14 protein-coding genes are annotated in these 17,249 nt (G+C 71.4%); 5 read left to right on the top strand and 9 right to left on the bottom strand.

Translation table 11 applies throughout. The features are described 5' to 3' along the window. Positions 1-6: 6 nt before the first annotated feature. From U8525_RS01470 to glp, 3 genes are all read right to left on the bottom strand, one after another. Positions 7-828, bottom strand: a complete 822-nt coding sequence (locus U8525_RS01470) for an MBL fold metallo-hydrolase (RefSeq protein WP_374260082.1) — start codon at positions 826-828, stop codon at positions 7-9. A gap of 34 nt (positions 829-862) precedes the next feature. Next, positions 863-1,537, bottom strand: a complete 675-nt coding sequence (gene ribA / locus U8525_RS01475; protein ID WP_374260084.1) for a GTP cyclohydrolase II — start codon at positions 1,535-1,537, stop codon at positions 863-865. 121 nt (positions 1,538-1,658) lie between these two features. Then, positions 1,659-2,888, bottom strand: coding sequence for a gephyrin-like molybdotransferase Glp (gene glp, locus U8525_RS01480; RefSeq protein WP_374260086.1), 1,230 nt, complete (start codon positions 2,886-2,888; stop codon positions 1,659-1,661). Between the two features lie 162 nt (positions 2,889-3,050). On the opposite strand from glp, the gene U8525_RS01485 reads away from it, so the two are divergent. The 3 genes from U8525_RS01485 to U8525_RS01495 all read left to right on the top strand — a co-directional run bounded on the left by U8525_RS01485 (position 3,051) and on the right by U8525_RS01495 (position 8,181). Beyond that, a complete protein-coding gene (locus U8525_RS01485; RefSeq protein ID WP_374260088.1) occupies positions 3,051-4,445 on the top strand; it encodes a protease inhibitor I42 family protein in 1,395 nt (464 codons plus the stop codon). A 127-nt stretch (positions 4,446-4,572) separates the two neighbouring features. Further along, the gene (gene rnr, locus U8525_RS01490) at positions 4,573-7,911 is read left to right on the top strand and encodes a ribonuclease R (protein ID WP_374260090.1); all 3,339 of its coding nucleotides are present in this window, start codon (positions 4,573-4,575) and stop codon (positions 7,909-7,911) included. A 51-nt stretch (positions 7,912-7,962) separates the two neighbouring features. Continuing rightward, positions 7,963-8,181, top strand: coding sequence for a DUF3185 family protein (locus U8525_RS01495; RefSeq protein ID WP_014396547.1), 219 nt, complete (start codon positions 7,963-7,965; stop codon positions 8,179-8,181). Between the two features lie 21 nt (positions 8,182-8,202). On the opposite strand, the gene U8525_RS01500 is transcribed toward U8525_RS01495, so the two are convergent. The 4 genes from U8525_RS01500 to U8525_RS01515 all read right to left on the bottom strand — a co-directional run bounded on the left by U8525_RS01500 (position 8,203) and on the right by U8525_RS01515 (position 11,776). Further along, positions 8,203-9,042, bottom strand: coding sequence for a tetratricopeptide repeat protein (locus tag U8525_RS01500; RefSeq protein WP_374260092.1), 840 nt, complete (start codon positions 9,040-9,042; stop codon positions 8,203-8,205). A 141-nt stretch (positions 9,043-9,183) separates the two neighbouring features. After that, positions 9,184-10,119 carry a FecCD family ABC transporter permease gene (locus U8525_RS01505; protein WP_374260094.1) on the bottom strand — a complete coding sequence of 312 codons (936 nt, stop codon included), beginning with the start codon at positions 10,117-10,119 and terminating at the stop codon, positions 9,184-9,186. Continuing rightward, the gene (locus U8525_RS01510; RefSeq protein WP_374260097.1) at positions 10,116-10,910 is read right to left on the bottom strand and encodes an ABC transporter ATP-binding protein; all 795 of its coding nucleotides are present in this window, start codon (positions 10,908-10,910) and stop codon (positions 10,116-10,118) included. Before U8525_RS01510 ends, U8525_RS01505 begins: the two co-directional genes overlap by 4 nt. Further along, positions 10,907-11,776: an ABC transporter substrate-binding protein gene (locus U8525_RS01515; protein WP_374260100.1), complete on the bottom strand. Its 870-nt coding sequence runs from the start codon at positions 11,774-11,776 to the stop codon at positions 10,907-10,909. Before U8525_RS01515 ends, U8525_RS01510 begins: the two co-directional genes overlap by 4 nt. A 113-nt stretch (positions 11,777-11,889) precedes the next feature. Between U8525_RS01515 and U8525_RS01520 the strand changes: the two genes are divergently transcribed. Beyond that, positions 11,890-13,098 (top strand): polysaccharide deacetylase family protein, encoded by a 1,209-nt coding sequence (locus U8525_RS01520; RefSeq protein ID WP_374260102.1) that lies wholly within the window; start codon positions 11,890-11,892, stop codon positions 13,096-13,098. Between the two features lie 61 nt (positions 13,099-13,159). Here U8525_RS01520 and U8525_RS01525 read toward each other — a convergent pair whose 3' ends face one another. Both U8525_RS01525 and U8525_RS01530 read right to left on the bottom strand, forming a co-directional pair. Beyond that, entirely contained in the window at positions 13,160-14,518 is a 1,359-nt protein-coding gene (locus U8525_RS01525; protein ID WP_374260104.1) for a family 16 glycosylhydrolase, read from the bottom strand. Positions 14,519-14,589: 71 nt separating this feature from the next. Further along, a complete protein-coding gene (locus tag U8525_RS01530) occupies positions 14,590-15,582 on the bottom strand; it encodes an aldo/keto reductase (protein ID WP_374260106.1) in 993 nt (330 codons plus the stop codon). A 156-nt stretch (positions 15,583-15,738) separates the two neighbouring features. On the opposite strand from U8525_RS01530, the gene U8525_RS01535 reads away from it, so the two are divergent. Beyond that, a complete protein-coding gene (locus U8525_RS01535) occupies positions 15,739-16,785 on the top strand; it encodes an ABC transporter substrate-binding protein (RefSeq protein WP_374260108.1) in 1,047 nt (348 codons plus the stop codon). Positions 16,786-17,249 lie beyond the last annotated feature (464 nt).

Genomic DNA, 17,249 nt, shown 5'->3' on the forward strand with positions numbered 1-17,249 from the left:
CCGCCGCTACAGCTCGAGGACCATCGCCTCCTTGGCGGCGATGGTGGCCTTGCGGTGCTTTCGCACCTCGCGCAGCAGCTGATCCATGCCCGCGTCGTCGCGGCCCGGGTCGTGGTGGAAGAGCACCAGCTGCTTCACCTCGCTGGCGTCCGCCGCGCGCACCGCCGCCTCCCAGGTGGAGTGGCCCCAGCCCGTGCGGGCCGGACCGTTGCGGCCGCGGTACTCGTCCTCCGTGTACATGGAGTCGTAGATGAGCGCGTCCGCGCCCCGCGCGAAGTCGAACAGCTTCGCGTCCAGCGCGGTGCCGTGCTCCACGTCCGTGGCGTACACCAGCGAGCGCCCGCCGAAGTCCACGCGGTAGCCCACGTTGCCGCCCGGGTGGTTCAGCTCCAGCGTGCGCACGACGACCTTGCCCACCGGGATGTCCTCGCCCACCACCACGTCCCGGTACGCCAGGCGCGTGCGGAACACCTCCTCCGCCGTCACCGGGAAGTACGGGTGCACCATCTGCCCGGCCAGGATCTCCTTGAGCGACTTGCCGTCGCGGGGGGAGCCGTACAGCGTCACGTCGTTCGCCGGGGAGAACATCGGCGAGAAGAACGGCAGGCCCTGCAGGTGATCGTAGTGGTAGTGCGAGATGAAGATGGACGCCTTGACGGGCTTTCGCGTCGCCGCCAGCGCGTCCCCCAGGCCCCGCGCTCCGGAGCCCAGGTCGAAGATGAGCAGCTCATTGCCGCAGCGGACCTCCACGCACGGCGTGTTGCCGCCGTAGCGCTTCGTCGCGGGGCCGGGCGAGGGGATGGAACCGCGCACCCCCCAGAAGCGCACCTCGAAGCGCGCGGTGCTCCGCCGGGCCGGGCGCTCAGCCGGCTTTGGCTTCCGTGTCGTCGTCCTCCGCGAAGAGCTCAATCAGGTGCCCCGTACGCTCGCGCTTCGTCCTCAAATAGTCGACGTTATGCGGATTGTGCTCGGTCCGGGAAGGGATTCGGCGACGGACCGCCACGCCCTCCTCCACCAGCCCGGCGATCTTCAGCGGGTTGTTGGTGATCAGGTCCACCGACCGCACATCCAGCGACCGGAGCATCTCCGCGGCGATGTCGTACGAGCGCAAGTCGTCCGCGAAGCCCAGCTGGCGGTTGGCCTCGTAGGTGTCCAGCCCCTTCGCCTGGAGGGCGTAGGCCTTGATCTTGTTGCCCAGGCCGATGCCCCGGCCCTCCTGGCGCAGGTAGAGCACCACGCCCAGCCCGTTCTGGGCCACGAAGTCCAGCGCCCGGTCCAGCTGCTCGCGGCAGTCGCACTTGAGGCTGCCGAACACCTCGCTCGTCAGGCACTCGGAGTGGATGCGCACCGGCACCCCCTCCAGGCCCTTGGGCTCGCCCACCACCAGCGCCACGTGCTCGCGCCCGTTGCGCTTGTCGCGGAAGACGATGGTCTTCAGCACCCCGCGGGCCGTGGGCACGTCCGCCTCCGAGTACCGCTCCAGGTGCTGGGTTGGCTTCCGGGTCGGCAGGATCTGGGGTGTGCGAGTGTCGGACATGGTAGGTCGTCTCCCAGAAGGGGGCCGTTACTTCTCGCCCCATCGGATGCAAGTCAAGGTGACACCCCGATGGGGGTGGTGAAACCCGCCTGTTTGGATGAGGCGGAGGGGGCAGCGTTGCTCAAGCGACCCACGAGAGGGGAACCAGCTCCACATGGGAGCCATCAGTCACGCTGCTGAGCTCCCGGGGGAAGTGGAGCAGATGGGTGGCTGCCGCAGCTGAACGCAGGGCCCCCGACGTCTGAGTCCCCAGGGGCTTCGCCCACAGCTCGCCCGCCCGCCAGGTGGCCGTGACCCGCACGAAGTGGGCGAGCCCCGGGGCCTTGGAGAGGCTCCCCTCCAGGCGGCCGGTGACCCGGGGCGGCTCCACGTCCGCGTGGCCCAGGAGCCGGCGCAGGGCGGGGCGCACGAAGAGCTCGAAGGTCACCAGGGACGAGGTGGGGTTGCCGGGCAGCCCCACGAACAGGGCGCCGCCGCGCTGGCCCACCACCAGCGGCTTGCCGGGCTTGATGGCCACGCGCCAGAAGTGCCGCTTCACGCCCAGGGCCTCCAGGGCGTCCTTCACGAAGTCGTGGTCGCCCACGGAGACGCCGGCGCTGGTCAGCACCACGTCGAAGCCCTCCGCGCGGGACAGGGCCTCCTGGACGGCCTCCCGCGTGTCCCGGGCGATGCCCAGCAGCGTGGGCACGCCGCCCGCGCGCCGCACGGCCAGGGCCAGGGCGGGGGCGTTGACGTCCACGATGCCGTCGCCAGGGGGCTCGTCCACCCGGCACAGCTCGTCGCCGGTGGAGAGCACCGCCACGCGCGGCCGGCGGGGCACCGGCACCGCGCCCTGGCCCTGCGCCCAGAGCAGCGCCAGCTCCGGGATGCCCAGCGGCGTGCCGCGCCGCAGCAGCACGTCCCCCTCCTTCGCGTCCTCGCCCCGGGGACGGACGAAGCTCCCCGGCCCCGCGGCCTCCAGGATGTCCACGGCGTCCGGCGCGTCCGGCGCGGACCGGGTGCGCTCGCGCATCACCACCGCGTCCGCGCCCGGGGGCAGGGGCGCCCCGGTCATGATCCGCGCGCAGGTGCCGGGGGTGAGCTCCCGGGTGGGGTGTCCGCCGGCGAACACCGTCTCGCCCACCGTGAGGCGCACCGGCAGGGGGCCCGCGACGTCCTGGGAGCGCACCGCGTAGCCGTCCATGGCGGAGTTGTCCCAGGGGGGCAGGGTGCGGCGGGCGTGGACGTCCTCGGCCAGCGCGCGCCCCAGGGCGTCATCCCCGGGCACCCACTCGGTGGGCAGCGGCGCGCACAGCCCGAGGAGCCGCGCCCGGGCCTCCTCCACCGGCAGCAATGCGGGGGCGTCACTCATGTCCGTCTCCCACCCAAAGTCCGTGGGAAAATCAAGTGTTAGTTTGACAGCCCTGCTGATCATCGTTACAAGCAACCGTGATCGCGAGGCTCGCGTCCAACAGCAGGGGCGTCCCGCCAACCCGTTGATACCACACGGGAAATTCTCAAGGAGACAGCGTCGATGGCCAAGCCCAAGTCCGGGGCGAAGAAGCCGACTCCCGCTGCAAAAGCCGGTGCGAAGCCTACCGCGAAGAAGGACAACGCGGCCCGCCTGGATCTGATCAGGAACGCCTCGAAGAAGGTGGCGACGGCCGCGACGAAGGTCGTCAAGGCGGTGGCTGAAGGGGCGAAGGGGAAGGTCGCAGCGGCGAAGAAGTCCGTGGCGGAGAAGGTGGAGAAGGCCCCCGCGGCCGCCAAGAAGGCGGCGGCCAAGGCGGCTCCCCCCGCGAAGCCTGGCAAGGCCGCGCCCGCCGCGAAGCCCGCGCCCGCGAAGCCCGCCGCTGCCGCGCCCGCGAAGAAGGCGGCGGGCAAGGCGGGCGCGAAGGCCCCTCCGACCGTCCCCGCCGCGCCTCCCGTGGAGAAGCCGCGCCCGCGCGCGACGAAGCTTCCGCCGGTGGGCGAGCCGCTCACGAAGCGCGAGATGGAGCAGCTGCTCACCGCCGGTGAGGGCCGCGGCGTGACGGGCGAGGGCAGCTTGAAGGGCCGGCTCGTCCTCAGCGGCGAGCTGCCCCACCTGGTCGTCGTGGGCCGCGACAAGCGCGAGCTGACGTTCCTGTTGCAGGGGCCGGATCAGGAGGTCCTGCCGGCCTACGTGGACCACAAGGTCTCCGTGAGCGGCCTCATCAAGAAGACCACCAACCACAGCGGCGTGGTGGACGTGCGCAAGTACTCCGCCAAGAAGCCGGAGGTGGAGGAGGTCTCGCCGACGCCCGCGGACACGGAGCCGAAGCTGCGCTACCTGTCGCCCGGCGAGGTCTCCATGGCCGTCGCCGCGGGCATGGGCGCCGGCATCAAGGGCTTCGCCAGCATCCGGGGCAACCTGGAGATGATGGGCGAGGACTTCGTGCTCGTGGTGTCCAACGGCGGCACGCGCCAGCAGGTGTCCTTCGCCATCGAGGGAAAGGCGGCCAGCAAGGGCCTGCGCAAGCACGTGGGGCAGACGCTCCAGGTGACGGGCGTGGTGGACAAGACGTCCGGCTGGGGCGGCCGCATCAACGCGGAGACGGTGGAGCCGCGTCCTTCCGAGGCGCGCTCGGTGTCGCGCGACGAGATGGAGCTGGTGCACGTCGAGGGCGAGGTGCCCGCGTCCGTGGAGGTGAAGCTCAACCACGGCCTCACCGTGCGCCTCCAGGAGCAGCCCGGCGCCACCTGGGCCATCGAGCCCACGCTGGCCAAGCGCGTGGGGCTGCGCGAGGCCAACTTCGAGCCGGGGGCCGCGGGCGGCCCGGCCACGCGCGAGTTCTTCTTCACGCCGCGCAACCCCGGCAACTTCGAAGTGGAGTTCTTCCTCGCCAAGGCGTTCACGCCGGGCGTGGTGGAGCGCTCCTTCAAGATCAACGTCACGGTCAAGCCCTGACGGTCCGGGCGCACGGGCCCTCCCTGGACCGCAAGGTCTACCAGGGAGGGCGAATGGGGGCCGGGGGGTTCCCGCCCGCACCCTTCGGGCTTACCCGTTCCCTCAGCGGCCTTGCCGCATCCCCACCGTGAGCCTCTCCCAAGATCACATCCGACAGCTCCTCGCCGAGGCCGACCACCCGCTGGGCGTGAAGGAGCTCCTGCGCGTCGCGGGGCTGAACCCCGGCCAGCAGACCGAGCTGAAGCGCGTCCTGCGTGAGCTGGTGCGCGCGGGCGCCATCGTCAAGGAGGGCAAGCGCTTCCGGCCGGAAGGGCCGCGCGTGCCCCGGCCGCCCGACGACGCCTTCGCGGCCCGCCGCGACCTGTCCGCGCCTCCCTTCAAGAAGCGGGGCCCCGCGCCGGGGAGCGGGCGCGAGGAGCGCCGGGGCGGCTTCCGGGACGAGCGCCCGGACCTCCGTGGCGGCGGCTTCCGGCGCTCGCTCCAGCGCGGCTTCCGGGAGGACCGCTTCGAGGCCTCCGGGCAGCCCGCGGTGGAGGGCATCCTCCACGTGCACCGGGACGGCTTCGGCTTCGTGCACCCCGTGTCGGGCGAGGGGGAGAACATCTTCCTGCCGCCCGGCGAGGCGCAGCGGGCGCTCGACAACGACCGCGTCCTGGTGGAGGTGGCGGGGCGGCCGGGCCGCTTCGAGGGTCGGCTGGTGCGCGTGCTCGGCCGGCGGCGCGAGCTGGCGGTGGGCACCTACGTGGCGCAGGGCCGGCACTCGGTGGTGATGACCACGGATCCGAACCTGCCGGGCCCCATCCGCGTGCCGCCGACGCAGATGGCGCGCGACGGCGACCTGGTGAAGGTGCGGCTGGGCGTGGGCGCCGACCTGCTGGAGCCCGGGCAGGGGCTGTTCGGCGAGGTGGCCGGCTCCCTGGGCCGGCCCGGCGACCCGAGCGCGGAGGTGCTGGGGTCGGCCTTCGCGCATGGCTTCTCCGACGAGTTCCCTCCGGAGGTGATGGACGAGGCGGACGCGTTCGCGGTGAAGGTCACGGAGGCCGAGGCCACGGAGGGCAACCGCCGCGACCTGCGCCAGCTGCCGCTCATCACCATCGACGGCGAGGACGCGCGCGACTTCGACGACGCGGTCTACGCGGAGCCGAAGGCCGGGGGCTGGCGGCTGGTGGTGGCCATCGCGGACGTGTCGCACTACGTGAAGGAGCGCAGCGCGCTGGACGCGGAGGCGCTGAACCGCGCCACGTCGGTGTACCTGCCGGACCGCGTGCTGCCGATGCTGCCGGAGCGGCTGTCCAACGGCATCTGCTCGCTGCGCCCGGACGAGGACCGGCTGTGCATGGTGGCGGACATGACGTTCGACCGCCACGGCCAGCGGCGCTCGCACGAGCTGTACCCGGCGGTGATGCGCAGCGTGGCGCGCTGCACGTACAACGAGGTGCAGGACGTCCTGGACGGCAAGGACGTGCCGCACCGCAACTTCCTCAAGCCCCGGTTCGAGGAGTTGATGGCGCTGGCGCGCGCGCTGATGGGCATGCGCAAGGCGCGCGGCGCCATCGACTTCGACGTGCCGGAGCACAAGGTGGTCCTGGGCGAGGACGGCCTGCCGCTGCGCATGGAGAAGCGCGAGCGCAAGGACAGCCACCGGCTCATCGAGGAGTGCATGCTGGCCGCCAACGAGGCGGTGGCCGCGTACTTCCAGGACGAGGGCCTGCCCACGGTGTACCGGTTCCACGGCGAGCCGGATCCGCAGAAGCTGGCGGCGTTCGCGGTGCTGGCGGAGGCGTATGGCTTCCAGCTCGACGTGGAGAACGGCGTCTCGTCCAAGGAGCTGGACGCGTTCATCACGCAGTTGGAGGGGCACCCGGAGCAGCGGGCGCTGAACCAGCTGTTGCTGCGCTCCATGATGCAGGCCGTCTACACGGCGACGCGCGTGGGCCACTACGGCCTGGCGGCGGAGAACTACCTGCACTTCACGTCGCCCATCCGGCGGTATCCGGACCTGCTGGTGCACCGCATCCTCAAGGCGGTGTGGGCGCGCAAGGGCAAGCGGCCCTCGGACGCGCAGCTGGACCGGGAAGAGGAGCGGCTGGAGGGCATGGCGCAGCAGTGCTCGGAGCGCGAGCGCGCGGCCATGACGGTGGAGCGCGAGGTGGTGGCGTTCTACGCGGCCCTGCTGATGAAGGACCGCGTGGGCGAGGAGTTCGACGCGACGGTGGCGGGCATCGCCGAGTTCGGCTTCTTCGTGGAGCTGGACGAGGTCCACGTGGAGGGCCTGGTGAAGGGCGAGTCCCTGGGGCCGGGCTCCAAGCTGGACAAGCGCACGCACTCGCTGGTGTATCCGAACGGCCGGCGCGTGCGCGTGGGGCAGAAGCTGCGCGTGCGGCTGCTGTCGGCGAACACGACGGCGCGGAAGATCGACTTCGAGGCGCTCCAGTTCGGGGACGAGGCCCCGCTCCAGCGGACCGGGGGGGCGCGCCCGCTGTCGCGCCACCGCGAGTTCGTGAACGAGGCGCCGGGCCGTCGTCACCCGGCGGGGCACGAGCGCCCTGGACGCCGCGAGCGCGAGGCCACGAAGACGGGCCGCACGCCGTGGCGGAAGCCCGCGGGGGACGAGGCCGCGGACGCGGCGCAGTGGCGGTCGCTCGGGGAGGCGGAGGAGCCGCTCCTCGGTGTGAAGGCGTGGGAGCCGCCGTCGTCCGAGGACGCCGCCACGGTCGAGGCCGCGACGGTCTCCGGCTACGGCGACGAGGCACTGGGAGCGGCGCCGGCCACGTCGCGTCCGCGAGGACGGTTCAGCCGGGAGGGACGCCGCGAGGAGGCCGCGCCTGCCCGCGCCACCTCCCGCGTCCTGCGGGCCCGCACGGAGGAGGCCCCCGCGCCCAGGGCGGCGCCGGCCACGCCGGCCAAGGGCAAGCGCAAGGTCATCCGTCCCACGCGCCCCGCGTCCGATGAGGGCCGTGAGCCCGGCGCGGCGCCGGAGGCCCCGGCGGCTCGCGAGGACCTCGTGGACACGGACCGCTCCGGTGACGAGGCCGCTCGCGATGCGAGGCCCGTTCGCGGGCTCCAGGACGCGGACCGCCTCGGCGGTGAGGCCGCGCGCGGAGCGAAGCGCCCCCGTGAAGTCTGGGGGGCGGCGCGCTCGGACTCGGACGATGCGTCGGCGCCGCGAGCCAGGGCGCCTCGCGAGGCTCTAACGCCTCCGGGCTTCGACGCCGACGCCTCCGCTCCGGCCGCGTCGCCACACCCGGGCTTCGACCGGATCCGCGCGCTGGCCGCGCAGAAGGGCCAGCTCTCCACGGGAGCGGCTGCCGGCCGCGCGGGTGCGTCCAAGAAGCTCCGCAAGGCGGCCGCGGGTGCGAGCTCGCGGGCGAAGCCCTCGAAGAAGGCCGCGCCGGGGAAGAAGGCCGGCGGGTCCAAGGGCGCGAAGAAGCCGGGGCGCGGAGCCCCGGGCAAGCGCAAGCGTTGAGCGCGGGGCCGGGCCTTCCGGCCGCGCCGCCGTTCCACTCAAGGAGGCCGTGTGGGTGCTGTGCGAATCGTGGGATTGATGCTCGCGGTGGCGGGCGGCGTGCTGCTGTTCACCGGGCTCAAGGCGCGGGACTCGCTCACCGAGCGCGCCACCGAGCTCATCACCGGCCGCAACACCGAGCAGACCACCCTCTACGTCGCGGGCGGCGGCGCCGCGCTCGTGGGCGGCGTGCTGCTGGCCCTCTTCGGGGGAGGACGAGGCCGGCGTTAGGCCCCGTCCCCTCCGCCGGGACTACTTGGTGGCGCCGGACGCCTGCGCGGCCTTGGCGCGCTTGGTCGCCTCGCCGAACTGCTTGGTCGCCTCGGTGGCCTGGGCGGTCAGCTCCTCGATGCGCTTGGCGTGCTCGGCGGCGCTGGCCTTGGCGGCGGCGACGCGCTCCGCGGCCTGCGGATCCACCACGGGCTTCTTGCCCTTCTCCGGCTTGGGCGGCGTGGCGGCCTCCACGGCCTCCTGCTCGGCGGCCTGCATCATCGCCTTCTCGTGCTCGATGTACTTGAACATCACGACGCGCTTGTTCAGGTACGGATTGGGCAGGTCCGGGTTGATGGCGATGACCTGATCATACGTCTTCAGCGCGAGGTCCAGCTCCGCGGGGACCGCGGGCGCGGACATGGAGCGGGCGCCACCGCGCTGCGAGTGCACCTCCGCGATCCAGCTCAGCGCGTCGGTGTCCTTCGGGTTGATCTTCAGGCACTCCTGGAAGTACTGCTCGGCCTTCTCCAGCGGGCCGTTCTTCGCGTACATCGCCGCGACGTTGCGGTAGGCCTCGGACTTCGCCTCGGGCGTCTTCGCGAAGTCCACCAGCTTCAGCGCGGCCTGCGCGGCCTCGTCCGTCTGGCCCGCCTGCAGGTGCGCGAAGGCCTTCCGCTCCCAGACCTTCTCCTGGTTCGGGTCGATCTTCAGCGACTCCTCGTACTCCTTCACCGCCTCCGCGTAGTTCTTGTCGGCGAGGAAGTTGGTGCCCTTGACCCGGTGCTCCTTGGCCTTCTCTTCCTTCTCGTCGGTGCACCCGAAGGACCCGCCCAGGGTCAGTACGCCCAGCATCAAACCCACGCTACCCAGCCGCTTCATGCCCAAAGCCTTTCGTGAAGTTCCAGGGGCGCGTCCCAGCCGGGGGCCCCACATGGCGCGGAATATACCCGAAGTCGTCGCGTACACCCCTCGTCCCGAGGGCCCCGGCGTTCGCGGGCCGCATTCGTCTGGCCGGGGACTTCAGGAGCGTGCGCGGGCGACCAGGGAGACGAGCAGGGGCGTGCCCAGCGCGGCCGTCACCACTCCCACGGGCAATTCCCGCCCGGGGAGGATCACCCGCGCCGACGCATCGCACAACGCGAGGAACGCGGCCCCCACCACCACGGAGCCGGGCAGCAGGACGCGGCGGCTCACACCGAGCGTCCGGCGCACGAGGTGCGGGACGATGAGCTCCACGAAGGCGATGGGCCCGCACCACGCGACGCAGGCGGCGACGCCCAGCGCTCCCAGGCCGATGGCCACCGTGCGCACGCGGCGCACGGGGACGCCCTGGGACTCCGCGTGCTCCTCGCCCGCGATGAACACCTCCAGCGCGCGGGTGAGGGCGAGCAGCCCCGCCAGGGTGACGGCCGCGAACGGGGTGATGAGCCACACGCCGGAGTAGCCCACCTGCGGCAGGTGGCCCAGCGACCAGCGCATGGCGGCCATGAGCTCCGCGGAGTCCGCGGTGAACTGCAGGCCGCTGGCGATGGCGCTCGCCGCCATGGAGCACGCGATGCCGGCGAGCACCACGTCGTTCATCCGCACGCGGCGCCCCGCGGCGATGGCGGCCACCACCAGGCTGACGCCGAGCGCCCCCACGAACGCGGCGGCGGTGATGAGCGGCAGCCCGCCGGGGGCGAGCCGGGCCCCCAGGATGATGGCCACCAGCGCCCCCAGGGTCGCGCCCGCGGTGGTGCCCACGGTGCTGGGCGCGGCCAGCGGGTTCGCGAAGAGGGACTGGTACACGGCGCCCACGAGCGACAGCGTGCCGCCCACCAGCATGGCCATCAGCGTGCGGGGCACGCGCAGCTGCCAGAAGATGAAGTCCGCCGAGTCCGGGGACAGCGCCGGCCCGATGAACGGCGCCACCGCGCACGCGGCCACGCAGACCCCCACGAGCAGCCAGGCCTTCACGACGTGCCTCCACCGCGGGGCAGGCCCACGAAGACGCGGTGTCCGTCCACGGACGTGCCGTGCATGCGCACGCCGAACAGCTCGCCCAGGTGTTCGCCCAGGTCGGGCGCGTCGTGCGCGCGCTCGAACGCCACGCGGCCCTGGCGCAGGCCCACCACGCGGGGCGCGCGCGTGCCCGGAGCGTGGGTGTGCGACAGCACGTTGACGTCGTGGGTGACGCAGAGGATCCCGCGCCCCGCGCGCCAGAGGTGGCCCATGCGCGCGTAGAGCTCCAACTGCTGGGCGGGGTCCAGGAAGTTGGCGGGCTCGTCCAGGAGGATCAGCGGGGTCTCCTGGGCGAGCAGCCCCGCCACCGCCACGCGCTGCCGCTCGCCGCCGGACAGCTCCGTGATGGGGCGCAGGGCGAAGGACGCGGCGCCAGCTTGCGCGAGCGCCTGGTGCGCCGCCTCCACGGAGGCCTTGCGGGACTCGGGGAAGCGGTAGCGCGCGGAGACGACCTGCTCCAGCGCGGTGACGGGCTCCGCGGCCTCCAGTCGCTGGGGCAGCCACGCGAGCCGCGCCGCGCGCTCCCGGGGCGCGAGGCGCGCCACGTCCTGCCCGTCCACCCACGCATGCCCGCCGTCGGGGCGCAGCAGGCCCAGCGCCACGCGAAGGAGCGTGGACTTGCCCGCGCCGTTGGGCCCGACGATGGCCACGAAGTCGCCAGGCGCCACGTGGAGGGACACGCCGTCCAGCAGCGCCCGTCCTCGCGCCCGCACCGTCACCGCGTCCAGCGTCAGCCCGGCCGTCATCGCGGAGGGGGCAGGGTGCCCAGGGCGGCGCGGAGAAGCTCGACGACGTGGAGGATGGCGGGGCCGGTGGACTGCACGTCGGGCCCGATGACCAGCCGCACCCGGTCCTCCCGCGCCGCGCGCAGGCCGGTGAGCTGCTTCCACGGGGAAAGGATCCGCGCCTGTTGCGAGGCGTCCAGCGCCGGCGCGTTGACGAGCACCAGCACCGCGTCCGGATCCAGCGCGATGACGCCCTCCAGCGACAGGTTGGGAGGCCCCGTGACGTCCTCCGCCACGGCGTTGCGAGCCCCCGCCGCCTCCAGCGCGGCGCCGTGCAGCGACGCGCGCTTCATGTACCAGACCTCCGACAACGCGCCTCCCACGTCGCCCAGCACCAGCAACACGCGGGGGGCATCCCTGGGCGCGGGGCGCGACAGCGTCTGCTGCAACTGCTCCGCGAGCGCGGTGGACTGCGCTTCACGGCCGCTCAGCCGGCCCAGCTCCTTCACGCTGCCCACCACCTCTTGCAGCGACGTCCACGGCAGCACCTTCAGCGGCGCGAGCGCGGAGAGCGCCTCCGCCGGAGCCTGCTTCACCTGCTGATCCACGAGCAGCGTGGGCTTGAGCTTCGCGATCGCCTCGAAGTTGGGCGCGAACGTGGTGCCCACCTTCGGCAGGGCGGGCGTGCCTTCGGGCAGGGCGGTGTAGTCGGACACGCCCACGACCTCCGCGCCCGCGTCCAGGGCGAACAGCGTCTCCGTGACGGACGGGGACAACGAGACGATCCGCCGCGCCTGGGGCTCCGAAGTGGGAGGTGTCGAACGCTGACACCCCACCGCGAGCGCGAGCACGACGCAGAGCAGGGAGGGGAGGCGGAAGAGACTCATGGGCGGGCCGACTTCTAGCACGTGCGTCACGGGCGGTGACCGGGAAGCGGTGTCTGGGTTTCGCTCCGGGGACGCGCATATCCTGGGAGCTCCTCACAGGGGGGATACAGGACATGGCTTGGAAGAATGGGACTTCGCGCGCGCTTTGCGCGGCGGCGCTGCTTGGCACCTCCGCGGCGCTTGCCGCGTCGCCGTTCGCGGAAGGGATGATCTCCATCACGCTGGATGACGGCTGGAGCACGCAGTACACGCAGGCGCGGCCCGCGCTGAAGTCGCGGAACATCCCCGCCACGTACTACCTGGTCACCGACGCGGTGGCGCAGGGGTGGGGCGGCTACATGAGCCTCGCGCAGGTGCGGACGCTCGAGGCGGAGGGCAATGAGATCGCCAGCCACACGCGCACGCACGCGGACCTGACGACGCTGACGCCCGCGCAGCTGACGTCGGAGCTGCACGACTCGCGCGCGTGGCTGGAGGCGAACGTGGGGGCGGCGTGCGGCAAGGACTTCGCTTCACCCTACGGCGCGTACAACGCGCCGGTGATGACGGCGCTGAAGGCGGAGTACGTCAGCCACCGCACCATCAACGCGGGCCGCAACTACCGCGACACGGTCATCTACGAGCTGCGCGCGAACGACGTGTCGAGCGCGGTGTCGGTGGCGACGGTGAAGGGGTGGATCAACCAGGCCATCGCGGAGAAGAGCTGGCTCATCATCCTCTTCCACGAGTTCAGCACCGGCACGCCCACGCGAGAGACGCAGTACCGGACGTCCAACTTCACGAACATCCTCGACTACGTGCAGTCGACGGGCATCCGCGCCGTGACGGTGGCGGAGGGCCTGGCTTTGACGGAGGGCCTCACGGAGGCGCTCCCGTCGGTGGGCACGGTCGTCTACGACGACGCGATGGGCAGCGGCTTCCAGGACTGGAGCTGGGCGACGCACGACCTGGACCAGTCCGTCACGGTGCACTCCGGGGCCACGGCGGTCAGCTTCGAGCCGGATGACTGGGAGGCGCTGATGTTCCACCACACGGGGCTGGACCTGGCGCAGTACCAGTCCATCGACCTCTGGGTGCATGGAGGCACGACGGGCGGGCAGCAGGTGCGGCTGGCGCTCTACAACGGCGGCACGCCGCTGGGCAGCATGAACCTGGAGACGGCGCTGGGGCACCCCATCGCGGCGGACACCTGGCAGAAGGTCTCCATCCCGCTGAGCGCCCTGGGCGCGACGTCCGGCACGGTGGATGACCTCTACGTGATGGACGACTCGGGTTCGGATCAGGGCACGCTGTACGTGGACGACTTCGTGCTCGTGCCGTAGGTGGGACGCCCGCCGCGCGCGCCGGTGTCCGCTCCGGCGCGCGCGTGAAGACAGCCGTGGCCTACAGCTTGATCAGCTCCACGTCGTCCATGTGGATGAAGTTGGAACCGTTGTGGGCCGGTGACTTGCTGTGCAGGCCGAACTCCAGGTAGCCGTTGGTGACGTTGATGGCGGGCGTCTCCAGCAGGGTGTAGTTGCCGTAGGTGCCCAGGTTGGTGATGGCCGGCGCGCAGTCACCGCAGGCCTTCACCTGGAAGCGCGCGAAGTCGAACGTGCCGCCCTTGCGGAACCAGGCGCGCAGCTTGTAGTTGCCGGACGCGAGGCCCGACTTCGTCTGGTACGTCCACGCCTCGTAGGGCGCCGCCGACGTCCAGTGCGTCAGGTGGAAGCTGCCCGAGTGCCCGCCGTTGTACGTCTCCGAGTACGCCGCCGCCCCCGTGCCGTTCGGGCTCCAGGTGGTCCAGCCCGTCATGCCGTTCTCGAAGCCCGGGTTGGTGAGCCCCAGCGACTGCGAGCCACCCGGCTGGTACCAGCGCACCCACTCCACCTCCATCGTCTTCTTCGCGCCCCAGGCCAGGTCGATGGACGCCGGCGCCGGGTTCCCGTACCAGACGCCGCCCAGCGCCAGGTTCAGGATGAGGTAGTGGTTCTGCTGGAACTCGGACTCGTTGTGGTTGAACGTCGCGGTGGAGACGAAGTCCTTGTCCAGGCGGAACACGATGGTGTTCGCCGTCCACTCCACTTCATACGTGTGGAAGTCCTGCGACAGGTCCACGCCGCGGCTCGCGCCCGTGCCCCAGTCCGCGTTGCCGCCGTTGTGCCAGTGCAGCGCGGACTTCATCCACGTGGGCTCCGTGGACTTCCACTCCAGGATGTCGATCTCCCCCGCGGCCGGCCAGCCCGCGCTCTGGATGTTCGAGCCCAGCGTCCAGAACGCCGGCCACATGCCGTAGCCCGGAGGGACCTTGACGCTCGCGACGATCTTTCCGTAGCGCCCCTCCACCTTGCCCTTGGTGTGGATGCGGCCGGAGTAGAACGACCGGTATTGCCCCGGGCAGCGCGAGTCCGTGGGGTTGTCCGCCGTGCGCTCCGCCGAGATGATCAGCTTGCCGTTGGCCACCGCCACGTTCTGCGCACGCGGGAACTCCAGCTCACCCGTGCCAAAGTTGCAGTTGTTGGTCACCGGATCCCAGTTGCTCGTCAGCACGTTCCATGCGGCCGTGTTCAGCGCCGAGCCCGTGAAGTCGTCCTGCCACGCCAGCGACCATCCCGCGCCCGGGTCGTAGGCGCGCTCGCCCTGCTGCGTCTGCCCGTAGCCCTCCGCCTCCACCGGGGCGGCGGGTTCCGGCTCCGGAGCGCATCCGGAGAAGGTGCTCAGGAGTCCTGCGGCGACAAGGCCTGCTCGAAGGGGGCGGTGCATGAATGCTCCGGGGTAGGGGGAGCATTCATATTTGCCGGTTTTGACTCGTCTAGCCAGGAAGTCTGGAGTGCTCAGCCGAGCCACTGGGGATTCTGGACGGTCCCGTCGAAGTGGTGGCTCGTCTTGTACTTCTCGTAGGCGCCGTCCTGGGCCGCCTCCCGGGTCTTCGCGAGCAGGGCCTGGACGTCCTTCTCGCTCAGGGGCTTGAAGGTGCGAGCGGCGGTGAGCGCCTGCTGCAGCCGCTCCTGGGAGTCGATGCCGGTGATGACCACGCTGACGGGCAGGGAGAGGTTGTAGCGGAGGCACTCGGGCGCGGTGACGGTCTTGCTGTCGAGGATGAACGGGTCGCCCAGGCTCTTCATGGCGAGCACCCCGATGCCCTCGTCCACGAGCACGGGCAGCACGCGCTTCTCGAAGCTGTTGAAGTGGGCGTCCATCACGTTGAGGGGCAGCTGCACGGTGTCGAAGCGGAAGCCGTGCTGCTTCGCGGTCTCCAGCATCTTCAAGTGGATGTCCGGGGACTTGTGGCCGGTGAAGCCCAGGAAGCGCGCCTTGCCGGCCTTCTTCGCGTCCTTCATCGCCTCGATGGCGCCGCCCTCCGCGAAGGCGCGGTCAGGGTCGTTGTCGCGGATGACTTCGTGGAGCTGGAGCAGGTCCAGGTGGTCTGTCTGGAGGCGCCGGAGGGAGTCGTCGAGCTGCTTCGCGGCGGTCTTCTTGTCCCGGCCGTCGATCTTCGTCATCAGGAAGGCCCTGGCGCGGTAGCCGTCGCGCAGCGCCTTGCCCATGCGCTCCTCGCTCTTGCCGTCGTTGTAGTCCCAGCAGTTGTCCAGGAAGTTGATGCCCTGGTCCAGCGCGCCCCGGATGAGCGCGATGCTCTCCGCTTCCTCTTTCTGCTGGCCGATGTGGAAGCCCCCCAGGCCGATGCAGGACACCTCCACGCCAGTGCGGCCCAGCTTGCGGCGGGGCACGGAGGGGGCGTTCTTCACCTTCGGGGGTGATGCCCCGAGCGCGGCCGGAGCAGCCATCAGCGACAGCGTCGCGGCGAGGAATTCCTTCCGGGTCATGCGCGGGCGTCCTTCCCGAGGGGCAGGTGGAGTCTGGGAGGCCGACGTTGGGACTGGACGAGGCCGCGGACAACGGGCGCGCGGGCTGACTGTGCAGGAGCCACCGCCATGGGATGGGTGTGCAGGGCGGGCGTGTGCCGCATAATCGACACCCGCATGCGCATCCCTCACCTTGTGCGGCGCGTCGGCCCGCTCCTCGCGGTGATCCTCCTGGCCGCGTGTCGCATCGAATCCGCGGCGCCGTCGGGAGGCGCCGCCATGGCGCAGGCCGCGACCCCATCCGGCGAGGTGTGGGTCTACACGTCCATGTACCGGCACGTGCTGGATGCGCTGGAGCCGCTGCTCCAGGAGCGACTGCCGGGCATGCAAGTGCATTGGTATCAGGCGGGGAGTGAGAAGGTGGCCAGCCGGCTGGAGGCGGAGCGGGCCGCGGGAGCGTTGCGCGCGGACGTGCTGATGACGTCGGATCCGTTTCTCTACGAGCGGCTGGCGCGGGAAGGCGCGTTCCTGCGTTACGCGTCGGTGAACGCGCTGCGCATCCCGCGCACGCTCCTGGACCTGGACGCGAGGTACGCGGCGGTGCGGCTGTCCACGATGGTGCTGGTGCACCGGGTGGGCGCGGGCGACGCGCCGAGGTCGTTCACCGCGTTGGTGGACGGAAGCTGGAAGGGGAGGGTGGCCATCGGGGATCCGCTCACGTCGGGCACCGCGTTCACGTGGGCAGTGTTCCTGCACGCGCGACGCGGGGATGCGTATTTCTCGGGGCTGAGGGAGAAGGGCGCGGTGGTGGCGGGCGGAAACGCGGCGGTGCTCCAGAAGGTGGAGAGCGGCGAGGTGGACGCGGGCGTGCTGCTCCTGGAGAACGCGCTGGCGGCGAAGGCGAAGGGGAGCCCCATCGAGATCATCTGGCCGGAGGATGGCGCGGTGGTCATCCCGGGCCCGGTAGGGCTGTTCGCCTCGACGCGCAACCCGGTGGCGGCGAAGGCGCTGGTGGACGTGCTGCTGTCGCCTGAGGGCCAGCGCATCATCGTGGAGAAGGGCGACATGCACGCGGTGGACCCGCGCCTGAGCGGCCCGCGTGGCGAACCCGGTCTGGAGGGGTTGATGGACCGAGCGCGGACCTGGACGCCGGAGTTGCTGGAGCAGGGGCTGGTGCACGGCGGCGACATCAAGGAATCCTTCAGCCGGGCCTTCGCGAAATGAGCTGGGAACATCTCCGTGGCCGCGCGGACCTGAGCGCAGGTGCCAGCACCGAAGCGAATGGACGGCAGCGCCCCCAGGGCCGCCGCATCATCGAGGGCTTCCAGGGAGACGCAGCGCAGCAGCCAACGCGGATTCGCGCCCTGAGTCCTCCGACCTCCAGGTTGGCCCCCGCCGGGACGCGACGCTCAAAACCTGTCCGACAGTCGGACAGGTTTCCATACCGCAGGTGTCACGCCGACGCCCTGGCCCGTACAGGGAACGCAACCAGTCCCAAGCGAATCATCCGCGGAAACGCATCAACCCAAGGCGAACGGCGCGTTCAAAACCTGTCCGACATTCAGACCGGCTCGCAAGGTGGAACCAACCTGTCCAACAGCCGGACCGGCTCGCAAGCTGGAACCAACCTGTCCAAGAGTCGGATCGGCTCGCAAGGAGGAACCAATCTGTCCGACAGCCGGACAAAT

The sequence above is a fragment of the Corallococcus sp. RDP092CA genome (genome assembly GCF_041903675.1).
In the GTDB taxonomy this organism is placed as follows: Bacteria; Myxococcota; Myxococcia; order Myxococcales; family Myxococcaceae; genus Corallococcus.

Coding starts and splice junctions, on each gene's coding strand:
- ribA (WP_374260084.1), bottom strand. CDS start 1,537: ATGTCCGACACTCGCACACCCCAGATCCTGCCGACCCGGAAGCCAACC.
- glp (WP_374260086.1), bottom strand. CDS start 2,888: ATGAGTGACGCCCCCGCATTGCTGCCGGTGGAGGAGGCCCGGGCGCGG.
- U8525_RS01485 (WP_374260088.1), top strand. CDS start 3,051: ATGGCCAAGCCCAAGTCCGGGGCGAAGAAGCCGACTCCCGCTGCAAAA.
- U8525_RS01500 (WP_374260092.1), bottom strand. CDS start 9,042: ATGAAGCGGCTGGGTAGCGTGGGTTTGATGCTGGGCGTACTGACCCTG.
- U8525_RS01510 (WP_374260097.1), bottom strand. CDS start 10,910: ATGACGGCCGGGCTGACGCTGGACGCGGTGACGGTGCGGGCGCGAGGA.
- U8525_RS01515 (WP_374260100.1), bottom strand. CDS start 11,776: ATGAGTCTCTTCCGCCTCCCCTCCCTGCTCTGCGTCGTGCTCGCGCTC.
- U8525_RS01520 (WP_374260102.1), top strand. CDS start 11,890: ATGGCTTGGAAGAATGGGACTTCGCGCGCGCTTTGCGCGGCGGCGCTG.
- U8525_RS01525 (WP_374260104.1), bottom strand. CDS start 14,518: ATGCACCGCCCCCTTCGAGCAGGCCTTGTCGCCGCAGGACTCCTGAGC.
- U8525_RS01530 (WP_374260106.1), bottom strand. CDS start 15,582: ATGACCCGGAAGGAATTCCTCGCCGCGACGCTGTCGCTGATGGCTGCT.
- U8525_RS01535 (WP_374260108.1), top strand. CDS start 15,739: ATGCGCATCCCTCACCTTGTGCGGCGCGTCGGCCCGCTCCTCGCGGTG.